Raw genomic sequence first — 18,527 nt, 5'->3', positions numbered from 1 at the left:
ATATAAAAAAGTTACAGATTGAAAAATTATATTTTTTTTTAAGAAAACTTTTGGGAATTTTGTAGCATGACAAATGAACAATATCAGGAAGCTATTGACTGGCTTTTCGTGCAGATGCCCAACTATCAGATAGATGGACAGAAGGCTTATAAACCCGGGCTTGACAATATTACAAAGCTTTGTACTTTCTTTGGAAATCCTCAGGATAAAATAAAATGTATCCATATCGGCGGGACCAACGGAAAAGGCTCTTCAAGCAATATGCTGGCATCCGTTCTTCAGGAGGCTGGTTATAAAACCGGATTGTACAATTCTCCGCACCTGATAGACTTCACAGAGCGTATTAAAGTCAATGGCAAAAACTGTAATAAAGAATTTGTCTTTGAGTTTATTCAAAAACTAAGAACACTTCCGGAAGATATCCGACCTTCTTTCTTTGAATTTACCACAATTATGGCTTTTGAATATTTTTATCAGCAACAGGTAGATTTTGCCATTATCGAAGTAGGATTGGGAGGAAGACTGGATTCAACAAATATTATTACACCCCTGATCTCTGCTATTACGAATGTTCAGCTGGATCATCAGAATATTTTGGGAGATACCATTGAAGAGATTGCAGCCGAGAAAGCAGGAATTGTTAAAAGTAATATCCCTGTTATTTCCGGTGACGAGAATGAAGCAGTCAAAAATATCATCCGAGAGAAAGCGATTAAAGAAAATGCACCGTTTATAGATGCCACTCTTATTCATACAAATCTTGAATCTGATTTGAAAGGAAATTATCAGAAGAAAAATATCAGTGTCGTATTGGCTGCAGTAGAGGAATTGAGAAAACTGAAAGTGCATATTTCCGACAAAGATCTTGAAAATGGTCTGCTCCATGTTCATCAGAATACAGGATTTATTGGCCGTTGGTTTGAGTTTTCACAAAATCCGCTTACGATTTGTGATACGGGGCACAATCAGGCAGGTTTGGAGTATGTTTTTTCACAATTAAACTCAATTGACAGACACAAGCATGTCATTTTGGGGTTTGTGAATGACAAAAAAATAGATGATGTGATGAAATTACTTCCTGAAAATTCTGAGTTCTATTTTGCAAAACCATCCATCAACAGGGGAAGACATCCGGAAGATTATGAAAATCTGCTTCAGGAGGCGAAAATTTTTTATAAAATTTTTGATTCCGTAGAGGAAGCGTATCTTACTGCAAAAGAACGATGTACAAATGAAGAAATGATTTTTATCGGCGGAAGCAACTTCGTAGTGGGAGATTTTTTAGAAAAAAAATTTGGAGATTAAAGAATAAGTCGTATATTTGCACCACTCTAAACAAGAGAACAAGTCTAGAGGGTTCTTAGCTCAGTTGGTTCAGAGCATCTGGTTTACACCCAGAGGGTCGGGGGTTCGAATCCCTCAGGACCCACAGAAAAGGAAACGAAACCTTTCAAAAAAATTCGGGTTCTTAGCTCAGTTGGTTCAGAGCATCTGGTTTACACCCAGAGGGTCGGGGGTTCGAATCCCTCAGGACCCACAAAAATCTCTCAAGAAATTGGGAGATTTTTTTTTTTTTATTCCTAAGCTATTTAAGAGTTTCCTAACCTCCTTTCCTTATATTTATTTACCTTTGCACGCAACTGAATTCGCGTGACGTGAAGGAACTCCATATCATATCATTCAACTATCCCTATCCTCCTTCTTATGGCGGGATCATTGATGTGTATTATAAGATTAAGGCTCTATCTGATTCGGGAATAAAAATCCACCTTCATTGCTTTGTAGACAAAATTCCTGTAAAGATTGATCCGGAAGTTGAGGAAATTACTGAAAATGTCTTTTTTTATGAAAAGAAAAAGAATCCACTCCTCTATTTTTCAGGAATTCCTTTTGCTGTCGTAATAAGAAATTCTGAGCTCCTACTTAAAAATCTGGAAAAGACCAACGCTCCTATATTATTTGAAGGACTGCAGACAACATCCATCATCAGGTTTTTGAAAGATAACAGGCACAAACTATATCTCCGCCATCACAACAACGAAACGGAGTATTATAAAGGGCTTTCTTTATCAGAAAAAAATATTTTTAAAAAGATTGTTTACAGAATTGAATCCTTAAAATATAAAGGATATCAAAAAAAGCTTTTAAAGAAGTTTGAAGCTATATTCTGTCTGTCTGAAAAGGAATATAATGAAGTGGAAACTTATTCGAAAAACGCACAGTTAATTCATATTTTCCACGGCAATCAATGGGTAAAGCAACTGGATAAAAAAGGAAATTATTTTCTTTTTCATGGAGACCTTACCACCGCCGATAACAAAAGAGCACTGATTGAGACTATTGATTTATTCAAAACTCTTCCACAGTATAAACTTCTTGTGGCCTCCGACCGCGCCGGTGAAGACATTAAAAAGAGGATTTCAACGATCGAAAATATTACCCTCACTCCTATCCAAACCACGGAAAACCTTCACAATCTTCTGGAAAATGCCCATGCCAATATTCTGATTTCTTTCCAGAATTCAGGAACCAAGGTGAAGCTTTTCAACACCCTTTATAACAGCCGTTTTGTGATTATTAATGAAAATGTTACAGATGATCCTGTTTTGACAAATTTATGCCTGTATGGAGGTAATATGGCCGAAATTCGCCAACAGATTATCATCTCAGCTGAAAAAGACTATGCTGATTCTGAAAAGAGAAAGCAAATCTTAGAAAAAACACATTCGGATTATGCTAAAGCCGAAGAGATGGTAAAGATTATTTTTAAAAATTAACCCTGTCTATCACCTTCTGAATATTGAACTCCTCAAGACAAGCCCAGTCTCCCCTGTAGCACTCTTTATCTCCAAAAACAGAACATGGCCTGCAGGTAAGATCTTTTACCTGAACAACATCTTCTTCACGCTGCCCGAAACCTAAAAATCCGGCATAAGGATGAGTAGCTCCCCAAATAGAAACACATCTTGTTCCTACCAGACTTGCAAGGTGCATATTCGCAGAATCCATGGAAATCATCAGTTCCAGGCCGGCAATATGATTGAGTTCTTCTGTAAGGTTTAATTTTCCGGCAAGATTTTTTGTATTAGGAATCTCGCTCTCCCATCTTTCAAGGGTTTCAGTTTCTTTTTTACCTCCACCAAAGAAATATACCGTATGTTTCTGAGCCAGAATTCTGACCAGTTCATAGGATTTTTCCAAAGGAAGCATCTTTCCTTTGTGTTGGGCAAAAGGGGCAAAGCCAATTCCTGATTTTTGTTCCGAAGTCGGTCTGAGTTGATGTGAAAGCTCAAGCTTGAATCCCATTTTACGGAATACGTCTGCGTAACGCTCTACGGTTTTCTTCAATTGTACTTTCTCAAGGTTCCATACATCTGTAAGATGCTCTTTCTCCTCTTTACCCTTATCTATTTTGAAAACTTTAAGTCCTTTTCTTCTATATATTCTGTCTAAAACCTTGGTCCGTATTACGTCATGAAGATTGGCAATACAATCCGGATTAAACTCCCGGATCAGTTCATTGCTCAGTTTCCTCAATCCAAAGAGACCTTTATAGTCATCAAGATCAATTCCTTTAAAAGTAACATTGGGAACTCCCGCAAACAGTGCTTCAAAATTCTTTCTGGACACCATAATAATTTCCACGCCAGGGTTCTGCTCCAGAAATTCTCTGAAAACAGGCACAGTCATCGCAACATCTCCGAATGCGGAAAAACGATATGCTAAAATTTTTGTCACGGCTATGATTTCAGTTGGTAAGCAACTGCATAAAACTTGATCTGTTTGGTCATTGCCATCAATCCATTAGCTCTGGATGGCGAAAGAAATTCCTGCAATCCTATTTCCGCAATAAAATCAAAATCAGAATCCAGAATTTCCTGAGTGGAATGCCCACTATAAATACTTACTAAAAGAGAAACAATTCCTTTGGGTAAAATACCGTCAGAATCTGCATTAAAGAAAAGTTTCCCATCTTTAAATTCAGCATCAATCCAAACTTTACTCTGGCAGCCTTTAATCAGATTTTCTTCTGTTTTTCTATCTTCCGGTAAGCCTTTCAGTTCTTTTCCGAGATCAATGATATACTCGTATTTTTGCTCCCAATCGTCAAGAAAAGCGAATTCATCTATTATTTCCTGCTGTTTTTCTTTAATGGTCATTTTTAATCAAATTTCTTTTGCAAAGATAACCAATTTTGTAAAATTTATTACCGGGATGCTTTTTCAAAAAGCTGAAGGATTTTTGTTTCCTCATTCTCCCAGCAAAATACATCTGCAGCTTTGTTAAGTTCGCTCTGATAATACAGCCTTCCTCTTTCAAGAACAAGGTTAACTGCTTTTTCAATAGTTTCAGGTTTGTGATCCGAAATAATTTCCCCTACATTGAATTGATTTCTTATCCGCTTCATCTCCGGGAAATTAATCATAACAAGTGGCACTCTGGACTGAATATAGTCACAAACTTTATTGGGTAAGGAATAATAATAGCTAACTCCGTTATTTTCTTCAAGACTGAAACCCATATCTGCTGTTTTGGTCACTTCTCTGAGGTTTTCAGGTTTCAGTTTACCAAGGAAAAAGACTTTGCTTTGTAGCTTCTCCTGAATAACAAGTTCTTCATATACTCTTTTCTTCGGTCCGTCACCGGCAATTTTCAGAACAGCATCTTTAATATGATGCATGGCGGCAATCATTTTTTCAATTCCTCTGGATTGGTTGATCGCTCCCTGATATAGAATAATTTTAGGATGATTTTCAGGAATTTCGGGAGCAGAAAGAATTTTTCTCGGGATATTTCTGACAACTACCGGGTTGACATTATATTTTTCGTGAAACCATTCAGCGTAGCTTTCACTTTCTGTCATCATAAATTTCACATGAGGAACCAGCTTTCTTTCCAGAACCCTCCAGAATTTTTGTGAAAACCTGTTTTGTACCGATGGCATTTCTGTGAAAATTTCATGACTGTCAAAGACTAATGGAATGTTCAGTTTTTTGGCAATGAGATAATTTGGCAGAAGTGCGTCAATGTCATTGGCATGAAGGATAGTATCTTTGTCCGCTTTTTTCTTAAGCTCATGGTATAACTTCCAGTTGAACTCAAAATAAGCTGTCTTTAGGCTTTTTGACGTGAGTTCTATTCTTGAAAAAGGATAAGGACGTTCCATTTTCTCATTTCCTTCCCAATCGTTTCCGATGAGTTCAATGCGATATCCGTTGTCAAAAAGGGTTTTGCATACCTTTTCTATTCTCTGATCGGTATATAGGCTGCTAAAAGCTGAAGTAATTACTTTTTTCCTCATTCTTTTTTCTTGCCTAGTATTAAATGATAGATCTGGATAATACAGATCAATCCGTTTGGAATGATAACCGGCCATAACGGCCCACTAAAAAAGCCATAAATGACAAAACAAAAACAGCCAATCATGTTGACAATTCTAATTTTTCTTACATCTTTCAGTATGAAACTCAGCACGATAAAAACTGAGGCAGAATATCCGATATAAGTAGTAGATTCGGGGCTCATGAGAAATTTTTAAGGATAACAAACTTAATCATTTTCAATAAGATAATAAAATTTTTTACTGCCATAAAGTCATTAATTGATTTTTGGTAAAATATTTGTAATTTAGATAATGAATAAAAGGTAATGTTGCCTTTGTTCTAATGAGATATATTATGGATTATAAGTTTTCACAAGGTTTGAGCCAGGTGTTCAAACAAAGCAAAAGCGAAGCTAAACGGCTGAAAAGTGAATTTCTTAATACAGAACATCTACTTTTAGGTATTATAAAAACGGAAAACTCTGCAAAAGAAATCCTTCAAAACCTTAATGCGGATTTAACACAAATCAGAAGAAAAATTGAAACTTTAAATACAGCAAGTCTAAATCCTATTTCTGAGGAGGTTACCAATATTTCTTTCACCAAGATGGCAGATCATGCCATTAAACGTGCGGAGTTAGAATGCCGACAATATAAAAGCAATGAGATTAATACCGTTCACCTGCTTTTAGGTATTCTTTATAAATATGAGGACCCTACTTCAAATATTCTGGGAGCTTACGACATCGACTATGAAGGAGTTTCAAGAGAATACCAGACTATGCTTAAAAATTCAGGCCAGTCTCCACAGATGAGTGCTTATGACGATGATGATGAGAGAGAAGAATTTGAGCAGATGAGAAAGCCTACAGGAAATCTAGGTTCTGCAAAAAGTAAAACGCCTACTTTGGATAACTTTGGTAGAGACCTTACTTCTTTGGCAAGGGATGGAAAACTAGACCCGGTAATCGGCCGTGAAAAAGAAATTGAGAGAGTTTCTCAGATCTTATCGCGTAGAAAGAAAAACAACCCTCTTCTTATCGGAGAACCGGGAGTTGGTAAATCTGCCATTGCTGAAGGTTTAGCATTAAGAATTCAACAGAAAAAAGTGTCAAGAGTTCTTTACGGAAAACGTGTGATCACTTTAGACCTGGCAAGTTTAGTTGCCGGAACTAAATACCGTGGTCAGTTTGAAGAAAGAATGAAGGCTATCATGACAGAACTGGAAAAAAACAGAGATGTCATCTTATTTATTGATGAGCTTCATACAATTGTAGGAGCGGGAAGTTCTACAGGAAGTTTAGATGCTTCCAATATGTTCAAACCTGCTTTGGCAAGAGGAGAAATTCAATGCATTGGGGCAACTACTCTGGATGAATACCGTCAGTATATTGAAAAAGACGGTGCTTTAGAAAGAAGATTCCAGAAAGTAATGGTAGAGCCTACTTCTATTGATGAAACCATTCAGATTCTGAACCAGATCAAAGATAAGTATGAAGAGCACCATAATGTAGTATATACTCCGGAAGCGATTCTGGCGTGTGTGAATCTGACATCGAGATATATTACAGACCGTTTCTTACCAGACAAAGCAATTGATGCGATGGACGAAGCCGGATCTCGTGTTTACATCAAGAACATGAAAGTTCCTACCGAAATCATTGATTTTGAAAAGAAAATTGAAGACATCAAAGAACTGAAGCAGAAAGCTGTAAAAGCACAGGATTACCTTGAGGCAAGAAAGCTTAAAGATGAAGAAGAACGTCTTCAGATGGAACTAAATGCCGCTCAGGAAAAATGGGATAAGGATGTAAAAGAGAAAAAAGAAACAGTAACGGAAGAAAATGTAGCGGAAGTGGTTTCTATGATGAGTGGAGTTCCTGTAACGAAAGTTGGCAAGAACGAGCTTGACAAGCTTGCCCAGATGGATGAAAAACTGAACGGAAAAGTAATCGGTCAGGAAGATGCTGTGAAAAAAGTTGTGAAAGCAATTCAAAGAAACAGAGCAGGTCTTAAAGATCCGAACCGCCCTATCGGTACATTTATTTTCCTTGGAACAACCGGGGTTGGTAAAACCGAGCTGGCTAAAGTAATGGCGAGAGAGCTATTTGAATCCGATGAGTCTCTGATCAGAATTGACATGAGTGAATACATGGAGAAATTCGCCGTATCAAGATTGGTGGGTGCGCCTCCGGGATATGTAGGATATGAAGAAGGTGGCCAGTTGACTGAAGCAGTAAGAAGAAAACCTTATGCTGTGGTACTTTTGGATGAGATTGAAAAAGCTCACCCGGATGTATTCAATATTCTGTTACAGATCCTTGATGAAGGACACGTTACAGACAGTTTAGGTAGAAAGATCGACTTTAGAAATACAATTATCATTCTTACCTCCAATATCGGAACCAGAGATCTTAAAGACTTTGGAGATGGTGTAGGATTCGGAACTTCAGCTAAAAAGACAAGCTCAGATACAAGAGCGAGAAGCACTATAGAAAGTGCCCTTAAGAAAGCATTTGCTCCTGAATTCTTAAACAGAATTGATGACATTGTGATCTTTAACTCTCTTGTTCAGGATGATATCAAGAAAATTATTGATATTGAATTGAACAAATTGTATGGCAGACTTGAAAAATTAGGATATAAAGTTGACTTAACTGAAGATGCTAAAAACTTCATTTCTGAAAAAGGTTGGGATAAAGATTTTGGTGCAAGACCATTGAAACGTGCCATCCAGAAATATATTGAAGACTTATTGGCAGAAATGCTGGTAAACAAGCAATTGAATGAAGGAGAAACCGTAGTTCTTGACCTTAATGAAGCTAAAGACGGATTGATTGGAAAAACGCAGAAGGCTAAAAAATCAGCAGCTGAGAAATCTTCTCAATCTTAATTGAATAAATAATTTAAATTCAAATAGAAAATCCCCGGGAAATTTCCCGGGGATTTTGTTTTATAGGTTTTGGCTAAAGCCAATGGTATTGAATGTTGTATTGAACGGGCTAAAGCCCGCTCCTATTGAAAAATCACGGGATTAAAGTCCCACCACAAATCCGATATTCGGAATCAGGCCGCTTGAAAACACACTGGAATTCTGCTTCCAAAGTACATTATACATTAACCCAAGCTGCATAAAAGAATTATTTCCGATTCTCTGCATATATCCACCTCCAAGATATAATGCATTTTCTTCTGTATTGTATTTATAATCATAGTATTTATCCTTATAATCAACAAAATAATGCTGATAGTTTGCTCCCACATAAAATGATCTGGCAAAATAATAATTCACAAAAGGTCCTACTCCAAACATAGTAGATTTATAATAGTCGGAAGTCTGCCACGATACACTTCCTACAACTCCTGCTTCAAGATCATCTGTAAGCCTGTACCCCACTCTTGGTGAGGCAGACAGATTAAAAGCACTGTTACTTCCGAATCCTAATCCGATCCCACCTCCAAAGGTCCACTTGCTGTTTTCCTGCACCGGAGCTCCTACTGAAACCTGGGAAAACGCCGACCCTGAGATGATCAGCATCATTGAAATAATAATTTTTTTCATATGTAGATATATTTTGTTGTGATGATATTATATGCTTCTATCTTTGTTAATAGTTCGCTATAATGGCAAATACGGTTAACATCGTTTTTATCAATGTTTAAAATTATGGTTTTTTTACGACATTATTAATTGTACTTTTGCCGCATCAAACTAAGAACTCCCGTTAAGAGTTTCGTAAAATTGAAATATAATGAAAGTAGTAGTAGGCCTCTCCGGAGGTGTAGATTCTAGTGTTACAGCGTATTTGCTGCAGCAGCAAGGCCATGAAGTAGTGGCTTTATTCATGAGAAACTGGAACGATGCTTCCGTAACATTAGAAGATGAATGTCCCTGGATTGAGGATAGTAATGATGCCCTTATGGTGGCACAAAAGCTTGGAATTCCTTTCCAGGTGATCGATATGAGTGAACTTTATAAGGAACGTATTGTTGATTATATGTTTGCCGAATACGAAAAAGGAAGAACTCCCAACCCGGATGTATTGTGTAACAGAGAAGTAAAATTCGACGTATTTATGAAGACGGCGATGTCTTTGGGTGCAGATAAGGTGGCAACCGGACATTACGCAAGAGTAAACTCTACTTTTGACGAAAACGGGAAAGAAATTTTCCATCTTCTTGCCGGAAAAGATAACAATAAAGATCAGTCTTATTTCCTTTGTCAGCTGAGCCAGGATCAACTTTCAAAAGCGTTATTCCCTATCGGTGAACTTACAAAACCTCAGGTAAGAGAAATCGCCAAGGAGATCGGATTGGTAACTGCTGATAAAAAAGATTCTCAGGGATTGTGTTTTATCGGAAAAGTAAGCCTTCCTCAGTTTTTACAGCAGCAATTGAAACCTAACGAAGGAGAAATCGTAGAAATTTTCAAAGATTCGCCTTTATTTTCGGAAGAAAAACCTGAATTCGCTTCTAAAGAAGAAGAACTTGAGTTTTTATCCAGAAAAATCAATTATAAAAAATCTGACGGAAAAGTAATCGGGAAACATCAGGGAGCCCAGTTTTTCACTATCGGACAAAGCCGTGGCCTTGGAATAGGCGGCCACAAAGAAAGCTGCTTTATCATCTCCAGAGAGATGGAAAACAATATCATTTTCGTGGGAGAAGGAAGTCACTTTCCTGGCCTTCACAAAAAAGCATTGAAAATTGATAATTCTGAACTGCACTGGGTACGTGAAGATATGAAACTTCAGAATGGAGAATCTATGGAAGTAATGGCCAGATTCAGATACAGACAGTCTTTGCAGAAAGCCACTTTGTATCAGTTTGAAAATGCATTATATATTGAGTTTGATGAACTTCAGTCTGCTATTGCGGAAGGACAGTTTGCTTCATGGTATATTGATGATGAACTTATCGGAAGCGGTGTGATTGCATAAGGGATGCGAGGTTCGTGTTTCGGGATTGTGGAATTAGGTACTGGAATTTTTTAAAGAAAATATTTTTTTAAAATTTTTCTGTAACGTTTTTTAAGTTGTCTTACTTACTGAGTAAATAGCAATAAAAAAACTACTATGAAAACAACGACAAGAAACCAGTATGCTTATGTAAATAATATCCTGATCGCAATTGTATCTGCGGTTTTTGGCTATAATTTCTATCAGTTAATTGTACATCCGGAAAACTCGAATATCGCGATCAGCCTTATTTTAGTGGTAATCACCTCTATCATGGTTCGAAAATATGGCTACAGGCCCATAAAAGAAAAAAAGTAAGAGATTTAATCTCAATACCTTATTATAAAGCCCGGAACAGTTCTGTTTCGGGTTTGTTTTTTATGAAACAATTACTTTATCTTTTTGTTGACATGGCTCATGATAAGAAACACTGCCACAATACATTCCAGAATTAAAATCATAATGAGAAATCCAACGGGCTTTCCCAACATGATTCCTCTTATCAGTTTTATAGTTCCCAGTAAAAAAATGAAGCCTGTGAAATACAATGTTGTTTTAGAAATGGCTTCTCTCCAGGAATTTAAAATAAAAACTGAAGCATAGAATCCAAGAACCAGGATGAGATAAAATTTCAGAAAGTCCGGACCTTTAATAATAATGGGATTCAATGTCTGGCATACTGACATAAGCCACATAAAGCTTACTACAACGGGAGCTGAGTGAATGATTAGCTTTTTCATGTTCATTATTTTTTATCCTCCACATCCCCCACAACCGCCGCAGCCTCCGCCACAACCACCTCCTCCGCTGCAGCTTGATCCTCCACAGCTTCCTCCACCAGCACCATCATTGCTTTGCTTATCCTTTCTATTGGGATCGGAGATTTCGCCATCTCCTATGATTGAGGTTATTATCCCCAGAATAAAAATAATGGCAAAAACCACTGCTGTGACCAACAATCCGGTGAAACTACCTCCTTCTGAACAAGAGAACAGGAGCAGTAAAATAAAGATTGGAGCAAAAAAAGCCATTTTTCTCATCCAGAGTCTAAGTTTAGATTTTTTCTTTTTCCCTTTCCATATTTCTTCAGGTGCTTCCTGCTGAAATATGTTCCTGTAACCAGACATTGTATCTTCAAACCAATTCTCATGTTTCACTCTCTCCTTGTTTCCACCTTGAGAAGGATGATGATGAAGCGTTCTTTTTAAAATATTCGGGCAGAATTCTTCCCAATAATTCTGGGTATAGATCAGGTGCATATGCCATACTTTATCCACTATTTCGCTGGGGGAAGCTCCATTGGGAAGAATACAGCAGAGATAGACAAATTTTTTATATTCTTCAATCGCTTTTTTTGCGAAATCAAGGCTCCAGCTTTCTTCTTTTGCGAGTTTTTTTGAAAAAGGGAAAGCAGCGTTGGGAGCATCCAGAGAAAATCCCTGTATCCGGTTCCAGAGGGATTCATCTTTTAATAACATTCTTGTTTCCATTGTTTTAAATTTTGTTTTTCTATTCAAATATCAATTGATTTTAAAATATAAAAGTCTCTCAAAAATCTTTTTTGGTTTGATAAAAATCTTAAATTAGTCTTATAAAACTAAAATTAATCTGACCATAAAAATAAACAGATGAAAAAGGAAGATATACTGCATCTTGGAAAGCTGATGAATTTCTTAAGCCGTCACTTTTTAAAGAAAAATCATTGGGAAGATGTCACCAAAACGGAATGGTCTTACATCAGCGCAGAACTCAACGAACTCATTATCAATGATCATTCAGAGAAAGAAATAAAAAAAGAACCGGATCTTTTGGGAACCAATTATTTGTATGAACACCTGATCATCAATAAACTGAAAAAATTCAGGCAGAATGAAAATGGAGTTCTCAGCAGGCCAAACCTGGCAAAGCTAAGTCTTATTGTAAAAGTTCTGGGCTACTCCAATTATATCGATTTCATCAATTCCACTACGGAGTCATTCAATTTTAACGACCTCAGAATTGAGATGAATAATGTAAATCTGAATACAACTCTTTTAGACCGTTTAGTAGGCTGCTGGTATTCTTATAACAGAAATCTACCTGATAATCCTTTAATGGCAAAAGAAGACCGCATATGGCGCTCAGCAATGGAAATTTATAAGTCAGAAACAACCGGAGAATATTTTATTGAACGAAGCGGTGGCGACAAGCATAAGTATTTTGGTAAGGTAACGGCTTATTCCGACTATGTTTTTATCATCATGAACAGCAATACTTTTATCCGTCAGCGGCATTTTATTTCAAGAATTAAAGATATTAAAGAAAAGCTTAAGAATCCGGACTATAAACTCCACGAAATCCACTTCATAAGTACCTGCATCAGTTTCAATCAGGAACCGATAGCTTTGTTTGAAATCTTCAGAAAAGCAGACAGAAAGAACTTTATTTCCGACTCTATCAGCTTCCCCATTGACAGCGATGAAATTCCGGAATCTATCCTTAAACAGCTTGAAGACACTGAATCTAACAGAATAGATTACAGATAGTTATTATATAAAGTTAAAAATCTCTGATGCCTGGAAATAACTGATTCTTTTTTTGAAATTGTTGTAACGTATTTTGAATTGTCATACTTACTGGATAACAATAAAAAATATCATTATGAAAACAACGATTAAAAATCAATATGCATCTGCTAACAATGCGCTTATCTTTTTTGTATCCATGCTTGTTGGATATAACATCTATCAGGAAATCTTTCACCCCGAAAAAGCAGATATTATCCTGCGTGTTATAATGGTAGCCCTTACAGCCGTCACCATCCAGAAATATAACAAAAAAGCTGAAGTAAAAGAATAAACATCCTTATCAATTTCTATATCTGATGCCCTGGAACAATTATATTCCGGGGTTTACCTTTTCTCCTATGCTTAGAATACATTTAACTATTAAAAATCAATACATTACAGTAATAATTTTCTAAATTGATAGTTATAAATATAAACCCTTCAATTGTCTTGCTATGGAATATTATGAATTGTATGAAGTTTTGAAAAGTCACTTTGATTCCGGAAAAGACAGGGTTGAAATCAAGGAATTGAATGTAACCATTGAATCTCTTCCTTTTGAATCGAAGGTTTCTGATCTTCTTTATGGTTCGGAACATCAACATTGCAGCAAACATCAGCAATCACTGGAAATCAATGAAAATGGGCATCTTTTTTATGGCCAGCCCGCTGTAGACATCAAGGATTTTGATATTGAATGCAATAACAGGTTTACCTATTATATTCTAAAGAGTGCAGATATAGAAACAGCCAAAGGATGCATCTTTTTCTTTCATGGCCTGAACGAAAAGAAATGGGACAAATATCTGCCTTGGGCATATGAACTCGCCCAAAGAACACAGAAAGCTGTTATTCTGTTTCCTATTGCCTTTCATATGGATCGTGCAGAACCTATCTGGAGTGACCGGCATCACATGATGGAAGTGGTTCGTTTCAGAAAGAAAAAATATCCGGAAAACATGAATTTCTCCTATGTGAATGCTGCCATCAGCTCAAGACTGGAAGCCCACCCTCAAAGGATATTCTGGTCCGGACTGCAGACTTATTCTGACATTACTGAAGTGGTAAAAGACATTAAAAACAATAAAATAAAAGGGATTTCTCCGGAAGCAGATCTGGATTTATTTGGCTACTCTATTGGGGCTTTTCTTTCAATGATCATTAAAATGGCAGATCCCAACCATTACTTTACCCGGTCTAAAGTTTTCTGTTTTTGTGGTGGGATGACTATCGACCGTATGTTTCCAATCTCCAAATACATCATGGACACCCAGGCCACTATTAAAATGCAGTCCGTTTTCACAGAACTTTTGAGTTCTGATTTTAAATCAGATACCCGTCTGAAACATTATCAGAATGAAGATCTTCATCCACAGGAAAGCTGGTTCAAAAAAATGCTCCGCTACAATTATTTTCAAAAAGAAAGGGAAGAAAGAATTCATGAAATTCAGTCCCAGATAAAAGCGTATGTATTAGAAAAAGACAGTGTTGCCCCTCCAATGGAAGCGTTGAATACTTTACGCGGTGGCTACAGGAATATCAATGTAGATGTAGAAATTAAAGATTTCCCGTATGAATATTCCCATATGGTTCCGTTTCCTCTTGCCCACAAGCACAAGAAAGAAGTTACGGAAGCTTTTCACCAGTTTGTACAATCTGCCAGCAACTTTTATAACTCCTGATTATTCCTTTTTCAGGTATAGAAAAGAGAAAGGAATAGTTTAAAAATTAATAATATAAGATCCATGGTGTTTGTTTTTGTATGATGAGTAAGTCAAAATCCTTCCTTATTTATTAACTGACCAACCAGTCTTTGAAATCTTTGACACGGTCTCTGCTTACGGTAATTTCTTCTTCAGGCTGAAACTCCATATCCACTTTATAGTAAGGTGATGTATGGATGTTTTTAATATAATCCGAACTGACAATAAACTGTCTGTTTACCCGGAAAAACTTTTTCTCATCCAGAACATCTTCCAGCTCATCAAGCGTAAAATCTGATGGATAGGTGCGGTCTTCCGTCTGAAGATAAACGATTTTATTCTCGCTGAAAAAGCAGCTTATTTCCTGAGTCTGGATAATTTTCAGGTTATACCCGATTTTTACCAGAACTCTGGACAGCGTAGATTTCTCTTTTCTGATCAGCTGTTTAATATCCTGAGAGCCATCCGTATTGTTGGCAGGAATAAAAGATTTAAACTTCTCTACCGCTCCTTCCAGATCTTCATCAAGAATAGGTTTTAAAAGATAATCGATGCTGTTCAGCTTAAAAGCTTTCAGGGTATACTGATCAAAAGCTGTGGTATAGATGATGAACCCTTTTGTCGGAATTTTTTCAAAGATGTCGAAAGACAATCCGTCACCTAAAACAATATCAGAAAATATCAGTTGCGGATGTTCATTTTCAGAAAACCAGGCTACTCCTTCTTCTACTGATTCTATTTTCGCAACGATCTCAATTTCAGGGAAATTATTCAGCATACGTTCCAATTTCCTTGAAGCAGGTTTTTCATCTTCTATAATGACAGTTTTGATCATTGAGTTTTAATTTTGGTTATAGATTTTAGGAAATAAAGTTAGATAAAAGCGGGCATATTTTAATATTTTATCGGCTTTTTCTCTTTTTCAAGCTCTTTTTCAATCATATTTCTTTCCCATTCGGAATCAAAAAGAAACAGTTTTACAGCTTTAACAAGGATAATAAATCCCCAGATCCCAAGGATGGTATATCTGTCAAATAATCGAAAATTAATCATCTTTTCGCCAAAAATATCATCCGGAATGATGAGAACAGCAAAGATGGCAAATATAAAAATGCTTTTATAGAATTTTCTGATGCTGTTCGTTCTTGTGCTTGCAGTTTCGTAATCCATGATCGTGTAAGTTTTTTAGTTATGATTAATGTTAGAATGTTTTTATTTTACTTTTTTCCTCTTTCTCCATCAACTCTTTTATCTTTTTTTCTTCCCAGCTTTTTCCAATTCCGAATACATTTATTGCATGAAACGCAATTCCTATTCCCCAGCCCAGCGCCGGCCATAAAAACCATAAGTATCCCGGAGCAGTCAGTAGGTTCAGTATTGCCAGAAATGGAATAACAATACAGTAAGAAGTAAGATTTCCATAAAACTCTTTTAATTCCTTTACTCTTCTTGATGCTTTTCTGTAAGCAATCGTCTCTTTATTTGGTAAAATTTCCATAATATTTTATTTTTAAAAGGTTAATTTGTTTTTTCTTGAGTCAAAGGTAGCTCAGGAAAAGGGCTCAAATCAATTTTATATTACCGAATGGTAGATTATGCTATCCGAATCGTAAAAACAGTTAATTAATAGATAAACGGGATCAGTTTCTTTGTACTTTTTCTGTATTCAAGATACTCATCACCGAACTGTTCTACCAAAGCCTGCTCTTCAATCTTAATCCTGTAGGCAAAAGCCAGAAACGGTGGTACAAAAGCAAAGATTAAAGACAGCCAGTTATTGAGATACAAACCCAACCCAAGAGAGGTCAGCAGAGAAAAGGCATAAGAAGGATGTCTCAGGTATTTATAAAACCCCTCTTTTTTGATTTTATGATCCTGTCTGATAGTAACATCTACCGTAAAGTATTTTCCCAGAGATCTGATGATAATATATCTGAAAATAATTCCGGTAAGAATAAGGAATTCCCCAAGATAAAGAATCCAGTTTCCGCCAACAATCGTAAAATGAGTGTTATAAGAGATGAATATCGAACTCATGATAGAAAAAGGAATGGCAAGCCACAGAATATTCAAAGTTGATTTGTCTTTGTTCTTTTGATCTTCTTTACCAGATTTTAGCATGTTTTTGTAAAGAAATTCAGTGACAAACCAGGCTCCCATTGAAATGTAGAACAAAGTTGATAAAGTGTTCATTTGTAATCAGTTTTTAAAGTTAAAAATGTTGGCCAAAAAGAAAAAAGTAATTTTTTTACTGATCTTTATGTTTATCCATCAGTTCCTTAATCTTATTATCTTCCCATTTCCTGATAAAATTAACACGAGGAAGAAAAACCGTAAAAGCGTGTGCTACAAGTCCTATTCCCCAGAAAGTGGCTGTAAAAAAGTTTTTAAACTGAAAATAACTTTCACCAGGTTTAAGGTTCATACAATTATAGACCACGATCATGGCATTCACTGCGATATAAGCGAATAAATGTCCGTAAAAACCTCGTAACCTTTCTACCTGCCTTCTGGCACGTTGATATTCAATATCATTTTCGTCAAATCTTTCCATCGCTTTATTTTTTTTGTTTGTTCATAATTTCACGAATCTTCTTTTCCTGCCATGATTCTCCTACTCCAAACACCTGAAAGGCATGGGATGCGACCCCAATTCCCCACCCCAATACCGGAAACCAAAACCATTGATTTCTGCTGCTGGTGTAAAGATTGATAAAGATTAAAAAGGAGCAGACAGTACAGTAAGAAATCAGATTCATATAAAAGCTTTTCATTTCTTTTACTCTCTTTTGCGCACGTTTGTAAGCGGCAGAATCATCTTCAGGTTTCACACTGGAAATTTGTGGTTTATTCAAAAGCATCGGAAGTTTTACTTTAAAATGATCCTCCGATTTTTCTATGAATACATTTCGGTCTGTAAGCAGAGAATAACGCTGTACAATATTCGCCAGACCAATTCCTGAACTTTCTTTGATCTGTTCTCTTACCTGTAAGTTATTTTCAATACAAAGTATATTTCCGGCAGAAAAAATTCTTATAACCAAAGGTTTTGATGAAGTAGCAAAATTATGTTTGATACAGTTTTCCAACAGCAGCTGTAAAGACAGCGGAACAACATATTTCTGGTAATCTTCCTGGGCAACATCAAAAGTAAAATCTACACTGTCTTCAAACCTTGTTTTCAAAAGGTCACAGTATGTTCTGGCAAATTCTATTTCATCTTCCACCGTTACCAGCTCTTTATCTTTCTGTTCAAGTACATACCGGTAAATCTTTGACATTGAAGCGGTAAACTTCTGAGCCTGACGAGGGTTTTCATCGATCAGTGAGCTTAAAACATTCAGAGAGTTGAAAAGGAAATGAGGGTCCAGCTGATTCTTCAAACTTTCAAACTGGGCATTTGCTGATTTTGCGATAAGCTTTTGCTCTACCACTTCTTTTCTGGAAGTCTTTTTCAGCTCTTCCATAAAGCTTTTTGCATGAAGGAAGGCTGAGATTAGAAGAGCAATATTGATCATGAACCAATTGGTTACGCCATATTTTGCAGAGAAAAATTCTTGTATGGTAGCTGTTTTCTGAATCACAACATAGTTCATGTAATTACAGAAATAGACCAGAATAAAGTTTCCGATAATAATGGAAATGATGCTTAATACGGCTCTCGTGCGGGTGGCTTCGGACCAGGGAAATTTTCTGTTGAGGAATTCATTGATAAATCCGTTTCCAAATCCCAGTACAAAAGAATACATCGTTGAAAGAAGCAGTGTGATCAGAAATGTATTCAGAGTCTTTTCATTATTAAAAAACAAAAAGAAAAACAAAGTGGTTCCTAACGACGTCCAAAGTAATATTGTAAAGTATTTACGTTTCATGATCTGTTTTCTTGACTCAAAATTAGTTTTTATTAAAGTTATCAAAAATTTATTCTTACCGAAGGGCTGATTTTCTTCCCTGAATGGTATAAAAAAACCTTCACGAATGAAGGTTCATTTATTTG

The 18,527-nt window shown here is 36.4% G+C and carries 21 protein-coding genes and 2 tRNA genes; 10 read left to right on the top strand and 13 right to left on the bottom strand.

Annotation, left to right across the window (positions count from 1 at the left end):
• The first annotated feature begins 66 nt into the window (after nucleotides 1–66).
• From LC457_RS00885 to LC457_RS00870, 4 genes are all read left to right on the top strand, one after another.
• Entirely contained in the window at nucleotides 67–1,305 is a 1,239-nt protein-coding gene (locus tag LC457_RS00885; RefSeq protein WP_223598215.1) for a folylpolyglutamate synthase/dihydrofolate synthase family protein, read from the top strand.
• Nucleotides 1,306–1,354: 49 nt separating this feature from the next.
• A tRNA-Val gene (locus LC457_RS00880) sits at nucleotides 1,355–1,429 on the top strand.
• A gap of 33 nt (nucleotides 1,430–1,462) precedes the next feature.
• Nucleotides 1,463–1,537 (top strand) — tRNA-Val (locus LC457_RS00875).
• Nucleotides 1,538–1,655: 118 nt separating this feature from the next.
• Entirely contained in the window at nucleotides 1,656–2,777 is a 1,122-nt protein-coding gene (locus LC457_RS00870) for a hypothetical protein (RefSeq protein WP_223598214.1), read from the top strand.
• On the opposite strand, the gene LC457_RS00865 is transcribed toward LC457_RS00870, so the two are convergent.
• Genes LC457_RS00865 through LC457_RS00850 form a run of 4 tightly spaced genes read right to left on the bottom strand, consistent with a single transcriptional unit; the run spans nucleotide 2,767 to nucleotide 5,526 of the window.
• On the bottom strand, nucleotides 2,767–3,690 hold the full coding sequence (locus tag LC457_RS00865) for a glycosyltransferase family 9 protein (RefSeq protein WP_262904043.1): 924 nt from the start codon (nucleotides 3,688–3,690) through the stop codon (nucleotides 2,767–2,769). The genes LC457_RS00870 and LC457_RS00865 overlap by 11 nt on opposite strands.
• A 50-nt stretch (nucleotides 3,691–3,740) precedes the next feature.
• The gene (locus LC457_RS00860; RefSeq protein WP_223598212.1) at nucleotides 3,741–4,160 is read right to left on the bottom strand and encodes a SufE family protein; all 420 of its coding nucleotides are present in this window, start codon (nucleotides 4,158–4,160) and stop codon (nucleotides 3,741–3,743) included.
• A gap of 47 nt (nucleotides 4,161–4,207) precedes the next feature.
• Nucleotides 4,208–5,302: a glycosyltransferase gene (locus LC457_RS00855; RefSeq protein WP_223598211.1), complete on the bottom strand. Its 1,095-nt coding sequence runs from the start codon at nucleotides 5,300–5,302 to the stop codon at nucleotides 4,208–4,210.
• Entirely contained in the window at nucleotides 5,299–5,526 is a 228-nt protein-coding gene (locus tag LC457_RS00850; protein ID WP_223598210.1) for a uroporphyrinogen decarboxylase, read from the bottom strand. Before LC457_RS00850 ends, LC457_RS00855 begins: the two co-directional genes overlap by 4 nt.
• A 152-nt stretch (nucleotides 5,527–5,678) precedes the next feature.
• Here LC457_RS00850 and LC457_RS00845 point away from each other — a divergent pair, with 152 nt between their 5' ends.
• Complete coding sequence (locus tag LC457_RS00845) at nucleotides 5,679–8,216, top strand: ATP-dependent Clp protease ATP-binding subunit (RefSeq protein ID WP_223598209.1); 2,538 nt, start codon at nucleotides 5,679–5,681, stop codon at nucleotides 8,214–8,216.
• Nucleotides 8,217–8,357: 141 nt separating this feature from the next.
• Here the strand turns inward: LC457_RS00845 and LC457_RS00840 are convergent, their stop codons facing one another.
• Nucleotides 8,358–8,885, bottom strand: coding sequence for a hypothetical protein (locus LC457_RS00840; protein WP_223598208.1), 528 nt, complete (start codon nucleotides 8,883–8,885; stop codon nucleotides 8,358–8,360).
• A 190-nt stretch (nucleotides 8,886–9,075) separates the two neighbouring features.
• On the opposite strand from LC457_RS00840, the gene mnmA reads away from it, so the two are divergent.
• Both mnmA and LC457_RS00830 read left to right on the top strand, forming a co-directional pair.
• Nucleotides 9,076–10,263 carry a tRNA 2-thiouridine(34) synthase MnmA gene (mnmA, locus tag LC457_RS00835; RefSeq protein ID WP_223598207.1) on the top strand — a complete coding sequence of 396 codons (1,188 nt, stop codon included), beginning with the start codon at nucleotides 9,076–9,078 and terminating at the stop codon, nucleotides 10,261–10,263.
• 135 nt (nucleotides 10,264–10,398) lie between these two features.
• Entirely contained in the window at nucleotides 10,399–10,599 is a 201-nt protein-coding gene (locus LC457_RS00830; RefSeq protein WP_223598206.1) for a hypothetical protein, read from the top strand.
• A 71-nt stretch (nucleotides 10,600–10,670) separates the two neighbouring features.
• On the opposite strand, the gene LC457_RS00825 is transcribed toward LC457_RS00830, so the two are convergent.
• The gene (locus tag LC457_RS00825) at nucleotides 10,671–11,021 is read right to left on the bottom strand and encodes a hypothetical protein (RefSeq protein WP_223598205.1); all 351 of its coding nucleotides are present in this window, start codon (nucleotides 11,019–11,021) and stop codon (nucleotides 10,671–10,673) included.
• A 12-nt stretch (nucleotides 11,022–11,033) separates the two neighbouring features.
• On the bottom strand, nucleotides 11,034–11,771 hold the full coding sequence (locus tag LC457_RS00820) for a hypothetical protein (RefSeq protein WP_223598204.1): 738 nt from the start codon (nucleotides 11,769–11,771) through the stop codon (nucleotides 11,034–11,036).
• A gap of 138 nt (nucleotides 11,772–11,909) precedes the next feature.
• Here LC457_RS00820 and LC457_RS00815 point away from each other — a divergent pair, with 138 nt between their 5' ends.
• The 3 genes from LC457_RS00815 to LC457_RS00805 all read left to right on the top strand — a co-directional run bounded on the left by LC457_RS00815 (nucleotide 11,910) and on the right by LC457_RS00805 (nucleotide 14,509).
• The gene (locus tag LC457_RS00815; protein WP_223598203.1) at nucleotides 11,910–12,806 is read left to right on the top strand and encodes a hypothetical protein; all 897 of its coding nucleotides are present in this window, start codon (nucleotides 11,910–11,912) and stop codon (nucleotides 12,804–12,806) included.
• Nucleotides 12,807–12,921: 115 nt separating this feature from the next.
• Complete coding sequence (locus LC457_RS00810) at nucleotides 12,922–13,119, top strand: hypothetical protein (protein WP_223598202.1); 198 nt, start codon at nucleotides 12,922–12,924, stop codon at nucleotides 13,117–13,119.
• A 163-nt stretch (nucleotides 13,120–13,282) separates the two neighbouring features.
• A complete protein-coding gene (locus tag LC457_RS00805; RefSeq protein WP_223598201.1) occupies nucleotides 13,283–14,509 on the top strand; it encodes a DUF6051 family protein in 1,227 nt (408 codons plus the stop codon).
• Between the two features lie 112 nt (nucleotides 14,510–14,621).
• Here the strand turns inward: LC457_RS00805 and LC457_RS00800 are convergent, their stop codons facing one another.
• The 6 genes from LC457_RS00800 to LC457_RS00775 form a co-directional block, all read right to left on the bottom strand.
• The gene (locus LC457_RS00800) at nucleotides 14,622–15,365 is read right to left on the bottom strand and encodes a LytTR family DNA-binding domain-containing protein (protein ID WP_223598200.1); all 744 of its coding nucleotides are present in this window, start codon (nucleotides 15,363–15,365) and stop codon (nucleotides 14,622–14,624) included.
• Between the two features lie 59 nt (nucleotides 15,366–15,424).
• Nucleotides 15,425–15,700, bottom strand: a complete 276-nt coding sequence (locus LC457_RS00795) for a 2TM domain-containing protein (RefSeq protein ID WP_223598199.1) — start codon at nucleotides 15,698–15,700, stop codon at nucleotides 15,425–15,427.
• 31 nt (nucleotides 15,701–15,731) lie between these two features.
• On the bottom strand, nucleotides 15,732–16,028 hold the full coding sequence (locus LC457_RS00790) for a 2TM domain-containing protein (protein WP_223598198.1): 297 nt from the start codon (nucleotides 16,026–16,028) through the stop codon (nucleotides 15,732–15,734).
• A gap of 125 nt (nucleotides 16,029–16,153) precedes the next feature.
• Nucleotides 16,154–16,723 carry an isoprenylcysteine carboxylmethyltransferase family protein gene (locus tag LC457_RS00785; RefSeq protein WP_223598197.1) on the bottom strand — a complete coding sequence of 190 codons (570 nt, stop codon included), beginning with the start codon at nucleotides 16,721–16,723 and terminating at the stop codon, nucleotides 16,154–16,156.
• Between the two features lie 55 nt (nucleotides 16,724–16,778).
• Complete coding sequence (locus LC457_RS00780; RefSeq protein WP_223598196.1) at nucleotides 16,779–17,084, bottom strand: 2TM domain-containing protein; 306 nt, start codon at nucleotides 17,082–17,084, stop codon at nucleotides 16,779–16,781.
• Between the two features lie 4 nt (nucleotides 17,085–17,088).
• On the bottom strand, nucleotides 17,089–18,402 hold the full coding sequence (locus tag LC457_RS00775; RefSeq protein WP_223598195.1) for a 2TM domain-containing protein: 1,314 nt from the start codon (nucleotides 18,400–18,402) through the stop codon (nucleotides 17,089–17,091).
• Nucleotides 18,403–18,527 lie beyond the last annotated feature (125 nt).

Source organism: Chryseobacterium sp. GVT01B, assembly GCF_019970045.1.
Lineage (GTDB): Bacteria > Bacteroidota > Bacteroidia > Flavobacteriales > Weeksellaceae > Chryseobacterium.
Note: the sequence above shows the minus strand (reverse complement) of the source record. Positions and strands in the feature narration are given on the sequence as shown.

Coding starts and splice junctions, on each gene's coding strand:
- LC457_RS00845 (WP_223598209.1), top strand. CDS start 5,679: ATGGATTATAAGTTTTCACAAGGTTTGAGCCAGGTGTTCAAACAAAGC.
- LC457_RS00800 (WP_223598200.1), bottom strand. CDS start 15,365: ATGATCAAAACTGTCATTATAGAAGATGAAAAACCTGCTTCAAGGAAA.
- LC457_RS00805 (WP_223598201.1), top strand. CDS start 13,283: ATGGAATATTATGAATTGTATGAAGTTTTGAAAAGTCACTTTGATTCC.
- LC457_RS00810 (WP_223598202.1), top strand. CDS start 12,922: ATGAAAACAACGATTAAAAATCAATATGCATCTGCTAACAATGCGCTT.
- LC457_RS00860 (WP_223598212.1), bottom strand. CDS start 4,160: ATGACCATTAAAGAAAAACAGCAGGAAATAATAGATGAATTCGCTTTT.
- LC457_RS00790 (WP_223598198.1), bottom strand. CDS start 16,028: ATGGAAATTTTACCAAATAAAGAGACGATTGCTTACAGAAAAGCATCA.
- LC457_RS00865 (WP_262904043.1), bottom strand. CDS start 3,690: ATGACTGTGCCTGTTTTCAGAGAATTTCTGGAGCAGAACCCTGGCGTG.
- LC457_RS00825 (WP_223598205.1), bottom strand. CDS start 11,021: ATGAAAAAGCTAATCATTCACTCAGCTCCCGTTGTAGTAAGCTTTATG.
- mnmA (WP_223598207.1), top strand. CDS start 9,076: ATGAAAGTAGTAGTAGGCCTCTCCGGAGGTGTAGATTCTAGTGTTACA.
- LC457_RS00785 (WP_223598197.1), bottom strand. CDS start 16,723: ATGAACACTTTATCAACTTTGTTCTACATTTCAATGGGAGCCTGGTTT.
- LC457_RS00820 (WP_223598204.1), bottom strand. CDS start 11,771: ATGGAAACAAGAATGTTATTAAAAGATGAATCCCTCTGGAACCGGATA.
- LC457_RS00780 (WP_223598196.1), bottom strand. CDS start 17,084: ATGGAAAGATTTGACGAAAATGATATTGAATATCAACGTGCCAGAAGG.
- LC457_RS00885 (WP_223598215.1), top strand. CDS start 67: ATGACAAATGAACAATATCAGGAAGCTATTGACTGGCTTTTCGTGCAG.
- LC457_RS00795 (WP_223598199.1), bottom strand. CDS start 15,700: ATGGATTACGAAACTGCAAGCACAAGAACGAACAGCATCAGAAAATTC.
- LC457_RS00815 (WP_223598203.1), top strand. CDS start 11,910: ATGAAAAAGGAAGATATACTGCATCTTGGAAAGCTGATGAATTTCTTA.
- LC457_RS00830 (WP_223598206.1), top strand. CDS start 10,399: ATGAAAACAACGACAAGAAACCAGTATGCTTATGTAAATAATATCCTG.
- LC457_RS00775 (WP_223598195.1), bottom strand. CDS start 18,402: ATGAAACGTAAATACTTTACAATATTACTTTGGACGTCGTTAGGAACC.
- LC457_RS00840 (WP_223598208.1), bottom strand. CDS start 8,885: ATGAAAAAAATTATTATTTCAATGATGCTGATCATCTCAGGGTCGGCG.
- LC457_RS00850 (WP_223598210.1), bottom strand. CDS start 5,526: ATGAGCCCCGAATCTACTACTTATATCGGATATTCTGCCTCAGTTTTT.
- LC457_RS00855 (WP_223598211.1), bottom strand. CDS start 5,302: ATGAGGAAAAAAGTAATTACTTCAGCTTTTAGCAGCCTATATACCGAT.